Annotated in this window: 16 protein-coding genes and 1 pseudogene; 4 read left to right on the top strand and 13 right to left on the bottom strand. The window is 41.6% G+C overall.

Features of this window, described 5'->3' with window-relative positions; all coding sequences use genetic code 11:
* From VSQ62_RS31100 to VSQ62_RS31125, 6 genes are all read right to left on the bottom strand, one after another.
* Entirely contained in the window at positions 1-699 is a 699-nt protein-coding gene (locus VSQ62_RS31100; RefSeq protein WP_334638660.1) for a nucleotidyltransferase domain-containing protein, read from the bottom strand.
* Positions 696-1,652 (bottom strand): amidohydrolase family protein, encoded by a 957-nt coding sequence (locus tag VSQ62_RS31105; protein WP_334638661.1) that lies wholly within the window; start codon positions 1,650-1,652, stop codon positions 696-698. Before VSQ62_RS31105 ends, VSQ62_RS31100 begins: the two co-directional genes overlap by 4 nt.
* An 18-nt stretch (positions 1,653-1,670) precedes the next feature.
* Entirely contained in the window at positions 1,671-2,171 is a 501-nt protein-coding gene (locus tag VSQ62_RS31110; RefSeq protein ID WP_159757747.1) for a GNAT family N-acetyltransferase, read from the bottom strand.
* A 300-nt stretch (positions 2,172-2,471) separates the two neighbouring features.
* Positions 2,472-2,651, bottom strand: a complete 180-nt coding sequence (locus VSQ62_RS31115; RefSeq protein ID WP_160283751.1) for a hypothetical protein — start codon at positions 2,649-2,651, stop codon at positions 2,472-2,474.
* A gap of 28 nt (positions 2,652-2,679) precedes the next feature.
* The gene (locus VSQ62_RS31120; protein WP_334638662.1) at positions 2,680-3,237 is read right to left on the bottom strand and encodes a DUF1700 domain-containing protein; all 558 of its coding nucleotides are present in this window, start codon (positions 3,235-3,237) and stop codon (positions 2,680-2,682) included.
* A 4-nt stretch (positions 3,238-3,241) separates the two neighbouring features.
* Positions 3,242-3,574: a PadR family transcriptional regulator gene (locus tag VSQ62_RS31125; protein WP_334638663.1), complete on the bottom strand. Its 333-nt coding sequence runs from the start codon at positions 3,572-3,574 to the stop codon at positions 3,242-3,244.
* Positions 3,575-4,200: 626 nt separating this feature from the next.
* Between VSQ62_RS31125 and VSQ62_RS31130 the strand changes: the two genes are divergently transcribed.
* The 3 genes from VSQ62_RS31130 to VSQ62_RS31140 all read left to right on the top strand — a co-directional run bounded on the left by VSQ62_RS31130 (position 4,201) and on the right by VSQ62_RS31140 (position 7,847).
* Complete coding sequence (locus VSQ62_RS31130; RefSeq protein WP_334638664.1) at positions 4,201-5,664, top strand: IS66 family transposase; 1,464 nt, start codon at positions 4,201-4,203, stop codon at positions 5,662-5,664.
* Positions 5,665-5,823: 159 nt separating this feature from the next.
* Positions 5,824-6,477, top strand: a complete 654-nt coding sequence (locus VSQ62_RS31135; protein ID WP_334638665.1) for a hypothetical protein — start codon at positions 5,824-5,826, stop codon at positions 6,475-6,477.
* 188 nt (positions 6,478-6,665) lie between these two features.
* The gene (locus VSQ62_RS31140; protein WP_334638666.1) at positions 6,666-7,847 is read left to right on the top strand and encodes an AlbA family DNA-binding domain-containing protein; all 1,182 of its coding nucleotides are present in this window, start codon (positions 6,666-6,668) and stop codon (positions 7,845-7,847) included.
* 125 nt (positions 7,848-7,972) lie between these two features.
* Here the strand turns inward: VSQ62_RS31140 and VSQ62_RS31145 are convergent, their stop codons facing one another.
* The 3 genes from VSQ62_RS31145 to VSQ62_RS31155 form a co-directional block, all read right to left on the bottom strand.
* Positions 7,973-9,220 carry a DUF6070 family protein gene (locus VSQ62_RS31145; protein ID WP_334638667.1) on the bottom strand — a complete coding sequence of 416 codons (1,248 nt, stop codon included), beginning with the start codon at positions 9,218-9,220 and terminating at the stop codon, positions 7,973-7,975.
* A gap of 112 nt (positions 9,221-9,332) precedes the next feature.
* Positions 9,333-10,571: a DUF6070 family protein gene (locus VSQ62_RS31150; RefSeq protein WP_334638668.1), complete on the bottom strand. Its 1,239-nt coding sequence runs from the start codon at positions 10,569-10,571 to the stop codon at positions 9,333-9,335.
* Between the two features lie 173 nt (positions 10,572-10,744).
* Positions 10,745-11,032, bottom strand: coding sequence for a nucleotidyl transferase AbiEii/AbiGii toxin family protein (locus VSQ62_RS31155; protein ID WP_334638669.1), 288 nt, complete (start codon positions 11,030-11,032; stop codon positions 10,745-10,747).
* 198 nt (positions 11,033-11,230) lie between these two features.
* On the opposite strand from VSQ62_RS31155, the pseudogene VSQ62_RS31160 reads away from it, so the two are divergent.
* Positions 11,231-13,088: pseudogene (locus tag VSQ62_RS31160) on the top strand (BlaR1 family beta-lactam sensor/signal transducer).
* A 155-nt stretch (positions 13,089-13,243) separates the two neighbouring features.
* Here VSQ62_RS31160 and ilvN read toward each other — a convergent pair.
* The 4 genes from ilvN to VSQ62_RS31180 all read right to left on the bottom strand — a co-directional run bounded on the left by ilvN (position 13,244) and on the right by VSQ62_RS31180 (position 17,364).
* Complete coding sequence (ilvN, locus tag VSQ62_RS31165; RefSeq protein WP_334638670.1) at positions 13,244-13,744, bottom strand: acetolactate synthase small subunit; 501 nt, start codon at positions 13,742-13,744, stop codon at positions 13,244-13,246.
* Entirely contained in the window at positions 13,741-15,480 is a 1,740-nt protein-coding gene (gene ilvB / locus VSQ62_RS31170) for a biosynthetic-type acetolactate synthase large subunit (RefSeq protein ID WP_334638671.1), read from the bottom strand. The genes ilvN and ilvB overlap by 4 nt, the downstream gene beginning before the upstream one ends.
* Positions 15,481-15,560: 80 nt before the next feature.
* Positions 15,561-16,136, bottom strand: a complete 576-nt coding sequence (locus tag VSQ62_RS31175) for a TetR/AcrR family transcriptional regulator (RefSeq protein ID WP_016220659.1) — start codon at positions 16,134-16,136, stop codon at positions 15,561-15,563.
* Positions 16,137-16,233: 97 nt separating this feature from the next.
* Entirely contained in the window at positions 16,234-17,364 is a 1,131-nt protein-coding gene (locus VSQ62_RS31180; RefSeq protein ID WP_334638672.1) for a DUF6070 family protein, read from the bottom strand.
* Position 17,365: the final 1 nt, after the last annotated feature.

The raw sequence follows: 17,365 nt of genomic DNA on the forward strand, positions 1-17,365 counted from the left end.
CTATATACTCTCCCACCGTACAAAGCATCCCATAGCTGTGCCGGATAGATTCCTCCGCTGTTTTGCCTGTACCGTATGTAAATATTCCTCACAGATCCGGATCGGTATGTCCTTTTCTTTCTGCAGCTTCAGCAAATCCTGGAACTGCATTTTCAGGCCGCAGTGAAAGTAGTCATTGTTGTAAATCGCCGCGGCATCTGCTAATTGCATAATGATATGTCCAGCCAGTTTCCGAATTTCCACAAGCGGATTCGGCTTACACATATCCTGATATAATTTATAAGCGGATTCGGCCCTCTTTCGTGCGGCCGTCTGCGATTTCTGCTTATCAGCCAGATTATCTTTCATTTGAACCTGCAGCCCTCGGAATCTCCCTAAATCCTCTTCCGAAGAAGAATAAAGAACTTTTACATCTCCGACAAGCGGAAGAAGACCCTCCTCCAAATTTGCAATATTTCGGACACGTTCCCAGTCCATCGGAAAGATGTCATATCCTACGCCCGCAATCATAAAAGTTCCTGCCAGCCGATACCCCCGTTCTGTCCGGGGAATAAAATAACAATCTATATCCGATCTGGAGTTTGCTGTTCCATTTACAAATGAACCATACAGCAATGCCAGACTGATATCATCTGCATATTCACTTTTTACTTTTTCTTCAATCCAAGTCACCAATTTTTCATTGACTGCTATACTCACGTAATAATCTCCTCAATACTTTTCAATCCATTTTCTCGTATATCATCCAACTCTTCCGCTGACAAACATCCCGACTCATGTAGGCGCAGGTATTCTTTTGAAACATCCGAATCAAACATCAGGACATCATCTGAATTAATCGTAACGTCAACCCCGTTCCTATAGAGCAATGAGATCGGATGCTCTTTGAGCTTTTCCACTCTGCCCAGTAATATATTGCTTGTAGGTGTAATATTAAGACGGATGTGATTATCCGTTAAAAACCTCATAATCCCTTTATCATAAGCCGCCGCAATACCATGCTGTACTTCATCCAACTCTAACAATTCCACTGCTTTTTGGATGTCTTGTGCACTTCCCCATTCTCCAACATGCGCTTTTAACCGAAGGCCTTCTTTCTTAGCCCGGCGATAAACGGGTATAAACGTTTCAATAGGCTGCGCCATCTCATCTCCATACAAATCAATCGAATAGAAAGCACTGTTCCCCCAAAAATGCGAAAGACAGTCCTCCAGATAGCCAATGGAACAATGCCTGGAAAGCCCGATTTGCAGCCGTAGTTCCATGTCAGGAGCGATCTTCGCTTTCGCTTTATAAAAAGCATTGATAAGCTCATGGATGTCATTTCTAAAAAACTCTCCAAGCCCCCAGACATCCTCTCCAATCTCTAAAACCGTCACACCATCGTTTTTTGCCTGCTGAAAAGTCGCTTCAATCAGAAACTTTCTCATATCCGAAGAATCAAATCTCGAACCGATATACTTATCACTCCATCCATTCATTTCCTGCATGGATGAAAGCGGCCTCTCAAGCGGCATAATCTCTATATTTTTATATCGTTTTATATACTCGCGGCTTCCTCCAAGCACAAAATGATTATGTAAGTCCGCCTTTGCACAGACTCTTATATCTTCTAAACTATGCCGTTTCAGCCCTTCTATAAATTGACTCATTGTTTTTTAATCTCCATTTTACAGGATTCTTTCAGCTAAGATGACTTCCTCTGCAACGTTGCTCGTCGTTTCCATCAATGGTGTAAAACCATTTTTCAGCCAAAAGTGTTCCGACTGCGGGTTCCCCTTGACCCATGCCAGCCGAACCGACTCATATCCCAGACCAGAAAGATATCTGCACAAATAATCAATAATCTCCGTTCCTATTCCACGACCCTGTACCGAAATATCCGTCATAAAAAAACCGATATATACAATCAGCTTTTCGGGATAACCATCGTTTAAGTCCATAACTGCAATCAACTTTCCATCCTGACAGAACCCGATATAATATTTATCTTCGATTACCTTGCCAGGCGGCAATATTCTCATATCCTCCTGGATCGTCTGCCGTGTAACAAAGGGAGGGCAATATTCATAATATAAGATATTCTTGCTAAGCAGATCATATATTTCATCTACGTTCTTGTTGGTAAGTATATGAGCCTTATATTTATCTGATAATAATTCTACCTGCATGATTGCCACCTTAATGTTTTATTTTATCATTTACATCTGCCCAAAACAACAGTCCTTTCCGTTTTTGCAAAATGAGGGGCAATTTTTGCATATTTCATCCTATGACACCTTAATAGCCGCTGCCGCATTTTCCGGATTAGCTTTAAAATCTTCTGCTATCGATTAGAAAAGCATCCGCCATTGCTGACAGATGCCATACATAAACTCATTATTTTGTTATCCGTTTCGCATATATCTTGTGTTCCTTGCCGCCCCATGCACTTAATCCTGCTGTCTTTAACTATTGCCCCAAGCACCACCTCAACGGTCGTCTGACTGACATCTGCAAGTCATTGGCATCAAAACACTGCCATATTTTGCATTCATAGCCTCATCCCTTTCCACATCACATTCTATTGATTCGGAAAATAATTTTCTGGATGCTTCTAACCTTGCAAATGCTGCTAATTTATCACCTTCACCTTTACTTTTCGTTTTCATACCAACTGGCTCCTTGGCTTTTTTTATTTTAGATGGACAAATGCTGTTTGGCTTTGCTGACACCTTTGATATAATAGACCAGCAGTTTCCAACACCCACGCCCAATATGATACAGAATTACTCCCATGACAATACTAATAATAAAGACGGCTACCGGATTTTCAATCCCGGAAATGCCGATATAGTTAGCACAGGGAATACCTAAATTCAGTAATGCATCAATCAATTTGACAAAGCCCATAATAGGAGTGGCTATTGCACAAATGATGAACACCGGGCTGCAAATTGCAAGAACCGGTATTACAATCAAACCGGAAAGACTTGCGAGACTATAATAGGCACAAATCGCAAGGACTCTATTCCAACTAAAAGAATCGTTTTTTGCAATCAAATCCCCCAGATACGCTTTTGCCAATTCTTTGGGATTGCCCAGCCGTCCAGTGATTTGTTCTGCGGTTTTTCCATCGCTTTGTAATTCAAGGATTTCACTCTTGATTTCCTTCACAATATCAACTCGCTCGGATATCGGCAAGGGTTTCAGATACTTTTCAACCTTATCAAGATAGTCATTCAAATTTTTTTCCATAGTCTTATTCTCCTTTAATTTCATTGATTGCATTTAACAAATTATTCCATTCTTTAGACATAGCAGAAATATATTCAAGTCCTTTGTCTGTAATGGAATAATATTTTCTCGGCGGCAAACCCTCGGCACTTTCTTGCCATGAGGACGAAACATATTCTTCTTTCATTAATCGTCTGAGTAGCGGATAAATTGTATTCTCTTTTGCAGCTAAAATAGGATATTTTTCTAATGTGCTGATAATTTCATATCCATAGGATGGTCGCTGCCTTATCATTAACAGAATACAAAAATCAAGTGTCCCACGTTTGATTTGGGATTTCCAATCATCAATATTCATATACTGTACCTCCTTGCTATATATCGTACCACACAGTATATCTAATGTCAATGGTATATCTGAAAAAAATTAAAAGATTAAGATTACTCATGTTATAAATGATGCGCGGGATTTCGCCGACGTAGGCACTGTGGTAAAATCCAAAAGTTCGGATTTGTGGGAATGTGGGTAACTGGCTGTCTTATGGGGTTGTGGGAAACGCCGTTTGCAGGACGTGGGAAAGCCGTACTTTGGCTTTTCCATGTGCTGTGAATGGCGTTTTCCATAGCTCCATAGCCTGTTATCCACATTTCCATGCCGCAAATCTTTTCCACATTGTAACAGTTCAGCCTTGCGACTGGCAAAAGAGAGAAATTGAAAAAGTTTTTTCTTCTGATTATCCACATGGAAACACGTAATTTCACGAATTTCATTGCTTTGTGATTAGTATGTGGATAACTTTTGAACAACATGTCTGTTCAGAATTCCATTTTTCATAGTTTTTGTGACCGGTATTCCACAGAACCTCTGGAATACACAAAAATAATCCACCGTCATTTTGACGAACCTATTCTAAAGAGGATTTTTCTTTTCTATCCGTTTCTGATAAACTATGGTTATCAGAAATGAACGGAAGGAGATGCCCCATGGGAAGAAAAAGCAACTATGAAAATGGAATGTACCAGCAACTCATGGAAATCATGGGGCGTCTGGATACGGTTGAAAAAGAACACAAACAGGAAGTTGGGGAATTGAAAGCGGAAATCGCAGATTTAAAAGAAGAGAACCGGCTCTTACATCAAGAAAACCGACTGCTTAAAGACGATAATGCACGTCTGAAAAGTATTATCAATCATGACAGCTCCAATACTTCCCTTCCACCATCTACCGATCAAAAAGGCGGAAAACCTGCAAATACCTATAATGGAAGAAAGAAAACAAAACGTAAAGCAGGCGGACAAAAAGGGCATAAAGGAACAACGCTTACAAAAGCAGAGATAGAAGTAAAAATTGCTTCCGGCAAATGCAGACATGAAGTAAAAATGATTGGTAATGCAGCCGGACAGAAATATGTCACAAAATATGTGGTTGATCTAGCTGTGGAACCGATGATTACAGAAATCCGTATCTATGCAGATAAAGAAGGGGTTATACACATTCCAAAAGAATACCGCAGTGATGTTACCTATGGAGCAAATGTAAAAGCACTGGCTGTATCCCTGTATAGCGAAGGGGTTATGTCAAACGACAGGATCGCTTCTTTTTTAAATGCAGCCGGTAACGGAGAACTCGAATTATCAGAAGGGAGCGTCTATGGATTTTGCAAAAAACTGGCGTCGGTTTCTCAAACAAGCATTACAAATTTGGAAAACGGACTGTTGAACCATAAGGTTGTTGCAACCGATGCCACAGTGGTAACAGTAAATGGGAAACAGAATTATATCCGGAATTTCAGCATAAAAAACAGCGTGGTATACCATGCCATGGACAGCAAATCCATAGAAGCACTGAAGGGACTGTATTTTTTGAAACACTATACAGGGATTCTTCTGCATGACCATGAAACCGCTTTGTACCACTTTGGCACGGAGCACGCAGAATGCAATGTCCACATCATGCGTTATCTCCGAAAAAATACGGAGGAAACAGGGAATGCATGGTCCGGGGAGATGAGTGGGCTCCTGTGTGAAATGAATCGGGAACGGAAAGAATTACTAGGGCAGGGGTTCCCATCATTTCCGCCTGCAATCCTAAGGGAATATGAAGAAAAATATTTTTCCCTGATACGAAAAGGAGAGGCAGAAAATAAAACGACCACACATAAATATGCGAAAAAAGAGGAAAAGACATTACTTAACCGTATGGATAAATACAGTCATAACCATCTTTTATTCTTGCATGATTTTTCCGTGCCCTTTGATGACAATATTTCGGAACGAGATTTACGGAAAGCAAAAAATCGCCAGAAAATGGCTGGAGGTTTTCGCAAGGAAAGCGGCAGTGAAATGTACTGTTCTATTATGACAGTCATAGAAACCCTTAAGAAAAGGAAAATGGGGATTATAGAAAATATAAAAATGTTATTTATGGGCACACCGGCTATATTTTAGCCGGTGTAATACCCGTTAGGTCAATCGCATGGCTGAACTGTTACTCCACATTGTCAAATGGTGAATTTAATAATTGACAAATATCGACTTTACCGCTATAATAAAACGATTTGGTACTAGAATGCCAAATGGAGGCATGGGCGGAAAGGATAAAGACCAATGATCAGAATTGTTGATGAAGCAGAGTGTAAAAGATATCGTTCCGACTGCTCAATTACACTGAAAAAAGTATGCACCGAACTCAAAAGAAAGGGAATAACCGCCCAATTTACTCTCGTTGGCAGCGGTGCAAGAAACATGGTCACAAGAAACGGAAATGGCCCGTTTGATCTTGACTATAATCTCGAAATTTTCAAAGCGCCAAACGAATATTGGAATAACCTGCGCCATATGAAAAATACTGTTCGTATTTTGCTCGATGATGCAGCGGGGCTGCAATGTTTTTCTGAATCGAAAGACTCAACTTCTTGTCTAACAGCACTATTACACTTCAAAGATGAACCAACAATTGAGTTCAGCTTCGATGTTGCAATTGTTACCAGAAATTCTGATGGAACACTATGTCGGCTGATGCATAACAAAAATGCTTGGGGATATGGGAGTAATCAATATGTTTGGAATGAAGTCCCTCATTCCCGCAATGTAACTATTAAAGCAAAACAAATTAAAGCAGCGGGATTATGGCTTGATGTGAGAAACCAATATGTCAATTTGAAAGAAATGTATCTATCTCGTTGGTGGGACATAGATCATCCGTCATTTGTTGTTTATATTGAAGCTGTAAATAATGTCTACAATCAATATTTTGTATGAGTGTAAAAAGAACAATGAAGAGCACTTCAAAACTTATGTAAAGCTTCAAGCCGATGTAAGATAAAATTTTTTAAAAGAAGATATGGATGTTCAGCTTTCCTTTTTATAGGTATTATTTCAAAAGTACTTTTATCTAACTACAATTTTATTAAAAAGACTTAGACGATTACTAAAAGTGAGGATACATTATGATTAATATTGCAAACAAAGAATGGAAACATTTGACAGTAGAAGATATTGTAAACACAATTAACACTGAAGATGAATCTTTTTATTTCGAGTTCAAAAGTGATCAAGTAAACACAAAAAAGATGTTAGAAGAAATATCTGCCTTAGCTAACACATACGGTGGCTATATTTTTTTAGGTGTATCGGATGACAAAAAAATATACGGATGTACAAAATGGACTGAACAAAGAATTCATACATTGATTCATGATGCCTTGTCTCCAGCACCAAATTTTGATGTCAAAAAATTTATAACAGATGATGAAAGAACAATTTTCGTAATAAAAGTTGAAGAAGGGCCTACTCCACCATATATAACAAATAGCGGAAAAATATATGAACGCCTGTCTTCTGGTTCCTTCCTAGTCAATGATTCAACTAGACTAAGTCAAATGTATTATAAAAGAGAACATGAACTTAGTCGAATAGAAAAAAAATTGGCAATATCACCAATAAATTCTTTTCCTAATTTATTTGGTTATCTGGATATTGGTTTTAGCTTAAGAACTACAAATAACGATAGTGTATGGGAGCAATTTATTAATGCAGATTTAAAACAGCTTTCACATAGTTTAGAAGATCCAAATAATAAACATAGTATATCACGGGTAGGTCACTCCATCGTTTTTAGTGTAGGAGAAGTAACAAATCCCAATAATATAGTTGAAGCTAATCTTCATAATTTTATGGAAATCATAGGAGATGGAAGTGTAAAACTAAGGATTCTACTTACTAATAACGCTGGAAAAAGCAAAGTAAATATTGCATGTATTATTTCAATACTCTCAATTTTCAGAAAAATTTATAGCCAAATATTTGAAACTGATTTTTCAGAAATTTTCATAGGCGCTTATAAATACGAAAATCTGACTGTATTAAATCAGTTTACACCATTTATAGAATTTGATGGAGAAAGCAGTAATTTAAATAATGAATGGGCGAATTACTATCATCAACATATAATGAACTATGGAAATAATTTGATAATTACGAGTGATCGTATTCCTAAATATGGTTTTAATTTTTTGGACAAGAAATATTTTAATAGCATCGAAAAAAATATCACAAGTGAAAACATTATTGAAGAGCTTTTTAGTAGTTCTTTTACATTTTTAGGGTATATATTTCCTTTAAATGACTAATTATCTGTATTATTCAAAAACATCTTTTCCGTTGATAAAGGGAAAGATGTTTTCAAATGCGCCAAATAAGTTATTTTCTATAAGTAATCAAATTATGTCATGTATCGGTATTTTGTGTATATTATTCATTTCTTTATGACCGGAATCTCCATTTCCTTCTGTTCTATGACATTTGACAAATAGCAGAATGTACCGTCCTCATATGACTGTATGACAACTTGATTTGTAAACGCATAATCCGAATCATAATCCGGCCATACGCCATCCACAAAGAGAGTTAATGTACCGTCTTCATTCTCTGTGTAGTCCACCACTTCACCGAACGGCGCATATGGCCTGACTGAAAACAAATCACATTCGTAAGTGTCGCTATCCGCATCATAACCGCAGCAATGGTGAAGCTGTTCTATAGTTATAGGAAAATATATTGTCATAATCTCTTCAAATATCTCTGCGTCAACTCTTCCTCCATGCACTTTCAGATATTCTCCCGTATGCATATGATAAATATCCCCAAACATAGTATCCATTATTATATCTTCCACATTGCTGCCGTTCCAGTCAACAGTCAGCAGATTATAATCTATATAGCTTAAGCCGGATATATACTTCTCTGTCAGCGCCCTGCAGTCCTCAGCTAATGGTTTTATCCTGTAGTGCTCCCGCAAATTTCCATGTGATATCTTTATTTTATTGGTATAGATAAAGTACCCTTTTTCTGTCAGCCTGATTTCTTCCAAATCCCATACGGATGTATGGGACAGTATGGGCACGCCTCCTTCCTGCCATGTAATTTCCACATAGTAAACCTGCAGCTTCCCTGCACGGTACAGAAAAGTGCGGCATCCAAACCGGCCGTCCCCATAGATATCACATATTGTAACCTGGGCCTCCTCTCCATCTGAATATCTGGAATAAAACATTTCTACCTCTTCATAATTTTCCATATTGATGCCTTTTGACACTGAAACATATCCAAGCCCGCCCATCCGGCTGACTGTCTCCCGCCTTTGTTCTTTTGTCCTCTGCCCCAGTTGATAAAAAGTCGTATCCAGCACCTTGATGTCCTTATATAAATCTGCACATCCTTCGGCGGCTGATATTGCGGCTTCCTGAAGCTGTTCCTGTTCTTCGCTTTCCAGGATGCTCACCGCCTCTTCTATTTCTTTCCCATAAGAGCTGCCATCCACATTTTCCCTGCTTTCTTCTGCCTGCTGCTCCTGCGGCTCCCCTGAAAATTCCTTTTCAGGGGAGATTGCCTTATCACAACCGAAATAAAGTAATAAGACAACAAAGCTACCTGCGGCAACAAAAAAGATACTTTCAAATAAACTCCTTTGGCATTCTATTTTTCTCTGTTTACTATACTTCATAACGTTCCTTACCTTTTCTGGTCGTATAATCTATATATAGTATTACATTTGTAAGATTTTAAGTCAAGAATAACTTATATTATCTACAATCTTACAGCCCCGTCTTATTTTCTCACCGTTTCCCCACTACCGGAATATCTAATTCCTGTTTTTGGATGGAATTGGATAAATAACGAAAGGCCCCATTCTCTAACGGTCTTACCACAATCTGATTTGTAAAGGCATAATCCGAACCATAATCCGGCCATACACCGTCCACAAACAGTGTAAGCGTTCCATCCACATTTTCTTTATAGTCCACCACTTCGGGAAACGGCGGCAAAGGCTGCGAGATACTCATTTCATATTTATATGTATCCGTGGCTGCATCGTAATTGCAGTACTCCCTTAATTGCTCTGCTGTTACCGGGAAATAAGTCATCATAATAGATTCATAAAGCTCTGCCGGGATCCCCTCACCGTCTGGTACAAATACCTCCCCTGTATGGATCCGATAAACATCCTCAAACATGCATGGCCTTAAAATTTCTTCCACATTTCCGCTGTCCCAATCCGTTATCATCACCATATAACTCACATAACTAAGTCCAGAAACATATTTTTGGGTAAGCTCCCGGCAGGTTTCCGGTAGAGGCTTAACCCTGTAGTACTCCTTCAAATTGCCATGTGCAACGATTACTGCATTTGTATAAATCAAATATCCCTTTTCCGTCAACCGGATTTCTGCAATATCGTTGGTTCTGGCAGCCTGTATAACCGGTATACCATTGTCTTGCCATCCAATCCCGATATAGTAGGTCTGCAGTATTCCCTGCCGGTAGACAAAGGTTCTGGAAGAAAATGTCCCGTCTATAAAAGGTTCGTAAATTGTAACCAGTGCCTCCTGCCCTATGCGGTATTGGGAATAAAAATTTTCTACATCTTCATAGTTACGCATATTCATATCATCCGAAACACTTACCATTCCATTGTTGCCCAACACATTGACAATATCTCTTCTCTGCTGTTCTGTCAATTCAATAACCGAAGCATAACCGCTGTCCTTGCTGCTATTTACTGACTCTTCGGCAGAATAATAACCTGCACACATTTCTGCCGCCGATACTGCTTCATTCTGTATTTTTTTCTGTTCTTCCATTGACAGGACACACTCCGGTTCCGTATACGCATACGGCTCCCCATCAGCCGCCCCCGGTTGTTCCTGGGATTCAATCCTGGCAAACGGCACTTTTACTCCCCTGCTGCCGGCCGGATACACTGCTGCTTTCATCTCCCCAACCACGTGCCCAACGGCTGCCAAGGATAGCGCTGATAAAAAACATACGCTGCATTTCTGTAAAGTACGTTTCATATACTCTATCGTTCTCCCTTCCTGATAATATGCTTTACAATTCTTCTGTCAGGTAGAACATATGAAAATAAATGCCTGGCTATAACAAATCATTCCCTTTTTGCTGAATAAAGGGCGGTTTTTGCAGATTTTATATTATTCAGTCTACCAGTCATCACTTCAAACTCAATATGTTATTGTTGGCATTTCCAAATTGCCATCGGATGTTCCTTAATTCTTTCCACAATTTCTTCTTTCGTATCATTTGGTGTGTAATCCATATCAATATCCACAGACAAACGTGATATATTGAACACCGCCAGATTGATAGCTGTTCCACCTTTTAAAAGCAGATGGTTTCTTAGATATTCTTCTTCATTCAGATAATTCAATACATCCTTCAAGTGCAAGACCTTTTCAAAGGTATCTCTCACAAATCCATGCTGCTGTGCAATACGTCCAATCTCTGTTTTATTATACATCGGCATCCATCATTACCCCATTCTTCATATTTTGCAAATCATCCGGAACAACCAGTTTCCAAGTAGCTTGAACAGCTTCGCACCCTGCTTTCTGTAAAAAAGGATAAATGAGTTTGTAACTTTCGTCAGGAACTGTTCCTAACGAAATCTTGCGCTCCGGCTTGTCCGGGTTAAGGAAACAAAAAGGAGACAATACCTATGGCTGATTTTATGATTCGTTTTCTTATATGTAACCTATTCATCTGTGCCCTGGTTGGAATCCTTCTGGCCGCCAGGCATTTATTGAGAAATATCCTGTCAGGCCGGATGCAGTATCACCTGTGGTTTCTGCTGCTCGGCCTGCTTACCGTTCCTCCTGCCGTTTCGCCTGACAGGTTTTCCAATGCTTCTTGCCCGGCTTTTGGCATTTTGTAACCCCGCCCTGCCCGATACCGGAAACATTGTAAATCAAGGAGATGTGACGACTCCTGCAGGAGATTCGGGCTGGCTGAATGATTTTACTCTCTCCATAAGCAATCAGACGCCATCCATTGCCGGAACCATTTTACTGGGAATCTGGCTTGCCGGTATCCTTGTCATGGTTGTGCGGACCGCCAGATCGTCCCTCCGCCTGCAGAACATCAGACAATCTGCCCTTCCTCTCCAAAATCCGGCAATCTGCAGACTATACCGCCATTGCCTGAAAGAACTCCATATCAGAAAGGAGATTCCCATATACAGTACCACATTTTTGCAGTCGCCGGTTATCATAGGGTTCCTAAGGCCGCGTATCTATCTTCCCATCCACATCATCTCCGATTACAGTAAGATAGATACCGACAAACTCTGCCAAGCATCCTGCGGTTCAAGTCCATCCGGAATGAACGGGCTTCACCAGATCCGCTACATGCTGCTGCACGAGCTGCAGCATTACAGGCACAAAGACGCGCTTGCAGGCTATCTGATGACCCTCACGGGAATCCTCTACTGGTTCAATCCCATGGTCTGGATTGCACTTAAGGAAATGCGAAATGACAGGGAAATCGCCTGCGACACGTCCGTACTGAATATGCTTGAACCAGATTCCTACGAGGATTACGGAATGACGCTGATCCATTTTGCCGAAAAGCTGTCCCGCCCTGCTTTTCCCTTTTCCGCTGGATTAAGCGGAAACATGTCACAGATGAAGCGGCGTATCCTCAATATCGCCGCCTACGAGACGCCCACCGCAAAGAAACGGCTTACAGGCATGACGGCATTCCTGATGGTAACAGTTCTCCTCACAAGCCTGGCTCCCCTGCTGTCTGCAAATGCAGCAAAGGATGATTATTATGGATGGGATACATCTCATAAAAATATCAACGTCATAGATCTGTCTTCCTGCTTTCAGGGATACGAAGGAAGCTTCGTCCTATACAACATGGCACAGGATACGTGGAATATCTATGATATGGACCGTGCCGCCTTGCGGGTCTCTCCTGACTCTACCTATAAAATCTATGACGCCCTGTTCGGGCTGGAGGCCGGTGCCACTACACCGGAAGCTTCCGCCATGGAATGGAACCATGAACTCTATTCGTTCCAAGAATGGAACGCTGACCAGACTTTGCAGTCCGCCATGAGCGCTTCCGTGAACTGGTACTTTCAGGAAATAGATAAACAGCTTGGACTCTCTGGCATTGACCGCTATCTCCGGGAAATCAGATACGGCAATGAGAATTCCAAAGGCGGCCTCTCCCCCTACTGGATGGAATCTTCTTTAAAGATTTCCCCCATCGAACAGGTGGAGCTTTTGCGAAAGCTTTATGAAAACAACCTCGGCTTTGGCATCCAAAATGTTAATGCAGTAAAGGACTCTATCCTCCTGTCCTCTTCCGAAGCCGGAAACCTCTATGGAAAAACCGGCACCGGTTGTATCGACGGCAAGGATGTAAACGGATGGTTTGTAGGATATGTGGAAGCCCCTGACAATACGTGGTTCTTTGCAGCAAATATCGCCGCGAACGGCGGTGCCTCCGGCAGCAGCGCGGCAGAAATAACGCGGCACATTCTTTCTAAGATAAATATATGGCAATAAGGAGCTTCTGGATAGAAAGTCAAATGTCCATACAACAAATATGCCCACTTGGCTCGTTGCCTGCAGGAACAAAGGGGCTGCCTTTCTCAGGAGCCCCTTTTCCCTTGATACTATTGTTTCACTTCATAGCAGCGGCTGACTCCTGTACGGTTTCTCTATCTTTCCGAGACACTGACAGCTTCAGCCGCAACACTTCCGCCTCTTACAATCTCAATTCTGTTCACAAACTTTCTTTTCAGCAATGCAATCAAATCATCATTCCTGTTTTCTGTCTGGGTACATTCCAAAAGGACGGTAGCGCCGTCATAGTCAATCATTGCAGCCCCGAATACTTTTGAAATCCGGAAAAGTTCCGTTATGTCCGCATCTGAACAATGCTTCACCTTAACAAATAAAATTTCTTTCATGTGGATAGGTATATCTGTATAATCTACCACTTTGATCACCTCAACACTTCTGCTAAGCTGCTTTTTTATCTGCTCAAAAGTCCGGTCATCACTTGTCAGGCTGATTGTCATCCGTGATATGCTGCCGTCCTCAGTAACTCCGGCGGTCAGACTGTCCAGATTATAAGATTTTCCAGAAAACAAACCCGAAATACGGGCGAGTACACCTATTTCATTTTCAACAAACAGACAAATCCATCTCTTTTTCATTCCCTGTTTTCCTCTCTTTCTAAAATCATGTCATTCAGGGCGTTTCCCGGCGGAACAATCGGCAGGACATTGGCTTCTCTGTCTATGATAAACTCAATCACCGTAGGCATTTTTGTATTCTGCTTTGCACTGTCTAAAGCTGTTTTTATATCTTCTGCCTTTGTGACGCGGATTCCTTTTGCACCATAGCTTTCTGCCAGTGCAATGAAATCTGGCGTATATTTCGGACAATCATGACCAGGCTGGCTGCAGCCAATCTCACAGCTTCTCCGATAACGCATACATGTACTCGAATACCGCCTTTCATAAAACATTTCCTGCCATTGCCGCACATTCCCCAAGTATCCGTTATTCAGTATGCAGATAATGATCGGCAGTTCATAAACAACCGCAGTCGCCATTTCCTGGATATTCATCTGCATACCGCCATCGCCGGATATGACAATAACATCCTTATGCGGATTGCCAAGTTTTGCCCCGATTGCCGCAGGAAAACCATAACCCATTGTCCCCAGGCCGCCCGATGTCAGCATTTGTTTATTCTCACCGATATCAAGAAATTGTGTTGCCCATAATTGATTCTGGCCTACATCCGTAACGACAACGGCATCTTTAAACCCTTCATTTATGGATTGAATGATCATCTGCGGCGTCAGACCGGACGCACCCATATCAATCGGATATTCCTTTTTACAACGGCTGATTTCATCCGTCCACTCTGAGATATGAAGGGGCTTTGCCTTCTCAAGCAAAGCACATATGGCCTTTTTCGCATCAGCTACAATCGGAACATCCACATCAATATTGCGGGAAATAGATGTCGCATCCACGTCAATGTGAATAATCTTTGCATTTCCCGCAAATTCCTCTATTTTCCCCGTAATGCGGTCATTAAACCGGGTTCCAATGGAAAAAAGAACGTCACAATTACTGATCGCTGCATTGGCGGCATAACTCCCATGGATCCCTATGTTGCCGACATAGGAACTGTTTGTTGTGGGAATTGCGCCTTTTCCCATGATTGTCGTAATAACAGGCACACCTGTCAGCTCTGCAAGCTGTGTCATCTCCTTCTCTGCATGGGCAATATGAACTCCGCCGCCAATCAGGAACACAGGCTTCTCCGCATGGTTTAAGATGTCCAGCGCCTTATTTAACTGTCCCATATGTACAGAGGTATTTGGCTTGTAGCCTCTGACCGCAATTTCCTCCGGATAGAAATCACTGCCATAAGCCCGCTGGACATCCTTTGGCAGATCAACAACCACTACCCCCGGTTTTCCGGTCTTTGCAATATAAAAAGCCTTTTTGATTGTTTCCGCCAAATCTTCCCTGTTTCGTACCGTTACGGCATATTTACAGATACTTCTTGTAATACCTACAATGTCTACCTCCTGAAAGGCGTCATTCCCAATAAGGTTTGTCGCCACCTGGCCCGTAAAACATACTAACGGAACGCTGTCATAATTTGCCGTAGCAATCCCTGTGACAAGATTCGTAGCCCCTGGCCCGCTTGTTACAAGACAGACACCAACTTTACCCGTAGAACGTGCATAACCGTCTGCCGCATGGATCAGCCCCTGCTCATGGCGAGGCAGGATCACATCTATTTCTTTTTCCCCATACAGTGCATTAAACAGATCTATCGCCTGTCCCCCCGGATAAGCAAACAATGTGTCAACTGCTTCTTCTTTTAGCGCCCTTACAAATAAATCCGCACCTGTTATCTGTTTCATAGCATCCTCCATTCTTCAATGCGTGTGCTTGCATGCATTATATTTCTTTTTTTGGCACTGCCCTCTGACAGCGCCAAATCTTACGGATCGATTCCTTTTACAAACATCTGCACGCTTTCATTAATGTACCTGTCTTTTTCAATCTCTGTAAGCTCTTTTCCGAACGATGCATTCAGAAATGTATAGCCGAATGTTGCCGAAAATACAGTCAATGCCAGAGCCTCAAAATCTTTCTCCGGTATTTTGCCCATCGCGCACATTTTATTCAGATAATCGGTAAATGTCCTCAGAAAAGCCTGGGGAACCTTCATAATAAGCTCTTTGGTTTCCTCATAGAGCTGCGGCGCCCTCAGACCGATTGACAGATTCACGAAATCCGGCGTCATCCTGTCAATATATGCCCCCATGAACATTTTTAGGTCTGCCTCCAGATCCCACTCTACATTTTCAAAAATCTCCGGTGTCACATTCGCCCGCCAGCCAGCCTGGTTTGCCCCTTGTAAAACAATATCCTTCTTGCTCTCAAATTTGCGGAACAAGGTACACTCATTTACGCCGGCTACCCTTGCAATTTCTTTCGTGGTTGTTGCGACATATCCCTTGTCACGGACTAACGCCATCGCCGCATCAATGATCTTCTGGCTTGTCTCATCCACATTCTATTCCCCCTCTCTGCAGTTTTATCATTAATAATATCCTTTCATGCAAGTACATGCTTTCATCATAGCAGAATAAATATCTAAAGTCAATATCCTATAAATATCCAAACCTTTTATCTGCCCCCAACCCGATACCAGTATTCTGGGATTTCCCTGATCCCGTCACCAAGAATCCGATTGCCCAGACCGTTCCATCTTCATTTTCTTTGATATCCGTAACCTCCGGAAGCGATGTCCCAAAGAAATTCGGATCATAATTTCCACATCCCAGCCGTTCCCACGTGTATCTCCGGCTTTCTTCATCAAATACGGCATATTCCCGTATCTGTTCTGCTGTCACTGGCAGATACTCCATGAGCAGACTCTCAAACTCATCCTGCGGTATCCCATCCTGATCATCTGCGGACAAAAAGGTCTTCTGGTATTTCATCTTATACAGATATTCATACAGTCCATTATAATCCAATTTCTCCATATGTCCTGCGTCCCAATCAGAACACAGCAGATTATTTCCCTTATACCCGATATCCCGGACGCACTTTTCAGACAGCTCTTTTTGCTCCTCAGTCATTGGTCTTATCCGGAGCAGACAGCTTCCATCCACGATCTCCGTTACTTCCGGCGGTTCGGGAACGCACATTTCATAGCAGAACCAGCCCTTGTCTGTGTAACTCCAGTCCTTTATCCTGGTATAAGAAATATACTCCACCCTTGGATAGTTGTCTTCCCGCCACGCTGCCCTTGCACTTAGGACATACATATCATTCCCGTCAAACGTATATTTTCTTCTTCCTATCCCTCCATCAGACTGTATCTCATAAACTACCGCAAATCCACTGTTTCCTTTTATGCATTCTTCCAAGAAGCCATCCATTTTCTCATAATTTTCCATATTGGAATACAACAGAGTTGAATGGACCGCTTCCCCTGTTTCCCCGGCTTTCTCCTGCATCATCTGAATGGTCTCATCAGAGAATCCGTCTGATAAAGTGTACACATCAGAAACCGCCTCCGCCATCCTGATACAATCCTCCTCTGCCTCTTCCCTTTCCTTATCATCGACCGGAAGATTGTAGCCTTTTTCCCATTGTTTTGCATCTTCTTTCCTTTTCTGTGTTTCTTTTTCTAAAGAAGATTCCTTCCTGTCCGGAGTCTTTGCGCAAGCACACAAAATAGCAGCAAGCACAAACACAATAACCAAAATACATTTCTTCTGCAACGGCATA

This window comes from Sporofaciens sp. JLR.KK001, from assembly GCF_036941055.1.
Lineage (GTDB): Bacteria > Bacillota > Clostridia > Lachnospirales > Lachnospiraceae > Sporofaciens.